The sequence below is a fragment of the Sphaerochaeta sp. S2 genome (assembly GCF_016406725.1).
GTDB lineage: Bacteria > Spirochaetota > Spirochaetia > Sphaerochaetales > Sphaerochaetaceae > Sphaerochaeta.
This window is the reverse complement of the sequence record NZ_JAEKNT010000270.1, coordinates 1-4,577: the sequence shown is the minus strand read 5'-3', so window position 1 is coordinate 4,577 and position 4,577 is coordinate 1. Positions and strand designations below refer to the sequence as shown.

Sequence of the window (4,577 nt, the reverse complement as noted above, 5' to 3'; positions counted from 1 at the left end):
GAGTAATAGTGCTCCAAAGTGGAATTGCAATAATCAGTAAAAGCAAAGCTAAAAAGAAATCCACCAAGAAATTGAAACTGTGATCTGCCGCAGTGGGTTTAATCGCTACAGAGGTGAATCGTCCTTTTTTTCTGGTTCCTTTTATCTTCATTCCCAACCCCCTAGTACAATGAGTTTCCGCCGAAGCGTCTGACCAGACGGTTGGAACCAAGGATAAGGAACATACCAATGACTCCCTTGAAAAGACCGACTGCGGTGGCAAGACCAAACTGGAACTCCAGCAAGCCTTGACGATAGACCCAGGTATCGATGATATCGGCAACCGAATAGACCGGTGTTGAGTACAACATGAATATTTGGTTGAAACCTGCATCAAGGATGGTTCCCAAGCGAAGCAGGACCACGATAACAATGACCGGGCGAATTGAGGGGAGGGTAATATATCGTACCCGTTGCCAGGAGTTTGCGCCCTCAACCAAGGCTGCCTCAAAGAGTGATGGGTCGATACCCATTAGGGCGGCGATGAAGATGATAGCGCTCCAGCCCATTTCCTTCCATGCATCACTGAGAATGACAATCCAGGGAAAGGCATCGGTATTGGTCAGGAAATCAATGGGTTTGCCACCAAAGAGCTTGATCGTATCATTGACAATTCCGTCTCCCGGCGCCAATAGGGCAAGCAAGATACCGTACATGATGACCCACGAGAGAAAGTGTGGGAGATAGGCAAGTGTTTGCACTGTTTTTCGAAGAAGTGGGCGGTTGCTCTCATAGATGGCAATTGCCAGAATGATTGCAAGGGGAAGACTGAACACCAACTTCCCAAAACTGTACATCAAAGTGTTTCTGAGCAACTCAACAAAATAATAGGAGTTGATGAAGGTTCTGAAATGCTCAAATCCAATCCACTGGCTACCCAACACCCCGTCCAAGGCCATATAATCCTTGAAAGCAATCTGTCCGTTGAATATCGGGACATATTTAAAGATGATGTAATAGATTAAAGGTATTGCAAGCAAAGCATAGACTGATTTATGCCGCTTGATATCACGTAGCAACTGCTGTTTTGCCGTTCTTTCTGCCATTTGCAACCTCACACTCTCAGCATAGGGGCAAGATGGCAAGATTATGCAGGTCGCCTCTTGTACTTTACCGACCTTTTTATATAAGTTTTTATGATCTTAGCTCAACCGAACGTAGGGTACTGCATTAAAACACGGTCATCGAAGCCGTTTCCTCATATTCCAATACTGCAGGCCAAACTGTATGAAAATCACGATATATACAAAGAAGAGTCCGCTAAATAACCCAAAAAAGAATTGATTTGCACTTCTCATCCCACTGCCATGCAGTACCAGTTGGGGGATAATCACCAAGAAAAACAGAACCAGCAAGGGGATCATCCTTCCCTTGAATACGCGCTCTATCATGGCAAGGCGAGATCCATCATCACAGTAGATCTCCTCTTTTCCCTGCATCTGTGCAGCAGGCTTTCTGAAATAGCTGTACCCGAAGAAATCCTGGATATACTCCCACCCACAGTCCTCAAACAAACGTAGATAAGCCTGCTTCTCAGCCCTTCCCTCTTGATTGTAATCCAATTGGTAGACCACATCCTCCCCTTCACATCTGGAGAATACATACAATCCTGGAAAATATACCCGCCTAAAAGCCCAACCCTTCTTATGTTGGTCACACAAGAAGTTCTGCTCCTTCACATATTCAGGGATCGTATAGAATCTGAACATAACCTTCGTATCTTTCATTGCCCCACCTCCTCCAAGTTCCGGCACATCCGTTCAATTCGTTTTTTTTCCAAAGCAAGAACATCTGATCCAAGTTCGGTGATCTGATAGATTTTTCGTTTATCCTGTTCATCCATAAATCGGATAAGCCCATCCTTCTCCATCTTCGACAAACTTCCATAGAGCGTCCCTGCCCCGATTCTCACCACCCCGTCGGTCAAGGAATCGACTTTCTGGACTATTGCATACCCGTGCATGGGCTTCTGCAAGCAGAGTAATATGTAAAATCCAGTCTCCGTCATGGGTACATAGACTTTTCTGATATGGGAATCCATGTGAAGCTCCTTATATCGTGGTGCAATGTATCGCACTGCGATGTATAATAGCGAAACAACTCCCCTTCTGTCAAGAATAATCTACCTCAATGTTGTGAACGGATCTTTCCTGGAGCACATCCCTTGATCTTCTTGAACACCCTGCAGAAATACGCTTGGTCCTGGAATCCACTCTGGCTTGCCACTTCGTTTATCGAGAGAGAACTCTCCCGTAGCAACTGGGTGGCAAGGAATACCCGTTGCCGGTTCAGGTAATCCCATGGGCTGATACCCAACTCCTTGCGAAAAATTCTCGTCAGGTAGTCTTCACTGACATTCACCGATTCAGCAAGTTGCCAACGTGAGATCTGCTGGGAAGCATGCCTACCCAAATAGACCACAGCTCGCTTGACCAAGGCACCAGTAAGAGGAGGAAGCATCTCATTGGTTTCCAACAGCTCAAGCAACCGCTGCCCAAACTCACTGCTTTCAAGTACACACTGGTGAGCGATAAGGAGACGAGGAACGAGGGAAAGCTGCTCTGCCTCCTCCTTCTCCCAATATTCACGAATCACCACAATCGGAGCATCCGAGGATTTCCGAATATTCCGGTAGAGAACAGGATCAAAGAGTGAGGCAAGTATCATTTTTACCGGCTGGTTGGCTACCACATCCATAACCTCATCTGGTTCACTGTGAACAATGAACTCCTCATCCAAGGCAAGGGCCTTGCAACAATCTTCAGGAAGTCCCTTAATCGCGACCAAAACACCATCAGAAAGATGATGGGAAGTTCTCATCAAGGATGAATAGAGATTTTGCTGGCCTTCAGGGGCGTGGAGACAGATCATGGGAGTTAGGGAGAGGGTGTTATGCCCTGCAATCGCTGTACGCAGGAGACGGAACTCCCTTCCTTGATTATCTGCATCCCAACCAATAACACCTCCTGCAATCTTGGAGAGCTCGTGTTTCTGCAGGGTGCCCACAGGGATTACTTCCCAGGAAGCAAAGGAAGAACGCAGGACCTCAGGGATCGGCTCATCACCATCAGCAACAATGTAGAATAAGGTATCACGGGAAGGGGGGCTGCTCTCACCCATCAAGCTTGGCAGGGGTAGCTGCACAACTACTGCATTATCATGCAGGGAAAAAGATCCATGGCTCATCAGGATAATTCTTTGTGCCAAGGAGAGACTTGGATCCTGACTCCCCATTGAGGCCTTCCAGGAAACTGAAGAGGAAGAAAAACGGAAACGGAGGCCATCCTTCGATAAAGTGGATTGCAACCTCATCTCCCCTCCTTCCCTTACAATATACTCACAGATGATCGTAAGACTTTGGATCAAGCGCTTTGCATCGACACAGAGGGATGGCATCTCCTCTGGTCCTTCATACACAAGAGGAAAGGAGGTAAGCAATGGTGTTATGAGGGTCATAGGATTGCAGACCTTGTTCTCCAACTCAAGATTGCCTGAGTGAGAGAGGGAAAGATCCAGAAGATGCGTGGCAGAACGAATCTGTTCCTCAATCTGCTTCCCCCTCTCTCCTTCAACCTGCTTTGCAATAGAGAGGATTGTCTCAAGAGGAGTCTTGAGGCCCTCACCAACATTGGCAAAGAACTCACTTCTCGACCGCTGTGCCCTCTCTGCATCTTCCCTTGCACGGTTAGCGGCATCGAGGAGGAATGCTCCCTTGATAGCTGAACTCAAGGCGGTTCGTAGCTCTTCCATGACACTTCCGCTGAACAACGATGTTCTCAGGATGAGATACCCCAGTGGCTGGTTGTCCATAAACAAGGGCTCAACCACATGTACACCCTGCCCAAGATGATCTAGGAGTCCTTGTGGCAGTAAGAGGTGTTTGGGAAACGTTTGTTTCCGTTCCATGACCAGGGAATCGGCATACCCACCGATAAAAGTATTGGTCGTCTCATCACCGTACAAAACCAGATATCCCGCATCAAGACCAAGGGATCCAAGGTGTTTTGCCAAGAGGGATGGGATGGTTGAAAGAGTTTTCACCCCCAAGAGGTCACATTTGAGCATATTGAGGATGCTTGCCTGCAAAGCGTGTTGGTAGGCATGTTCATGTGCAACCAGATCCCGCTGACGGAGAAAGAGGTCCCTGATTGGACCTGCACAGAGAGTCTTGAAGGAAAGGGTTGCAAAAAAGGTACAGTACCAATGCAGGGCTTCACTCAGAAGACTGGGATCCCCTCCCCTGTCAAGGAAACGGTAGGATAGATGGCCAAGCAAGGAGAGCACTTCCTTCTCATGCTGCAAGGAGGCTTCCTTAAGCAGAAGGCCAATCCTCTCTTGCTCCTCCTCATTTGCATCAAACACCTGGATCAACCAAGCCTTGAAAAGTTCCTGGCTCCCGATCACACGACGAGCCTGTTGTTCACTTCCCAATGAATAGGTACACCCACAACTCTGCCGAATGATCGGCTGTGAGGGGAGAAGCAAATCAAAGCAAGATGGATCCTCCTCTGAAAGCATATCGCTGAGCAGGTTCCAGG

4 protein-coding genes are annotated in these 4,577 nt (G+C 47.7%); all 4 read right to left on the bottom strand.

All coding sequences use genetic code 11. The features are described from left to right. Nucleotides 1-161 precede the first annotated feature (161 nt). A complete protein-coding gene (locus tag JF818_RS07670; RefSeq protein ID WP_198891438.1) occupies nt 162-1,085 on the bottom strand; it encodes a sugar ABC transporter permease in 924 nt (307 codons plus the stop codon). A gap of 135 nt (nt 1,086-1,220) precedes the next feature. Next, nucleotides 1,221-1,766 carry a DUF2812 domain-containing protein gene (locus JF818_RS07665; RefSeq protein WP_198891437.1) on the bottom strand — a complete coding sequence of 182 codons (546 nt, stop codon included), beginning with the start codon at nt 1,764-1,766 and terminating at the stop codon, nt 1,221-1,223. Next, nucleotides 1,763-2,080: a PadR family transcriptional regulator gene (locus tag JF818_RS07660; protein ID WP_198891436.1), complete on the bottom strand. Its 318-nt coding sequence runs from the start codon at nt 2,078-2,080 to the stop codon at nt 1,763-1,765. Before JF818_RS07660 ends, JF818_RS07665 begins: the two co-directional genes overlap by 4 nt. Before the next feature lie 86 nt (nt 2,081-2,166). Then, a partial coding sequence (locus tag JF818_RS07655) for an AraC family transcriptional regulator (protein ID WP_198891435.1) occupies nt 2,167-4,577 on the bottom strand: 2,411 nt, incomplete at its 5' end.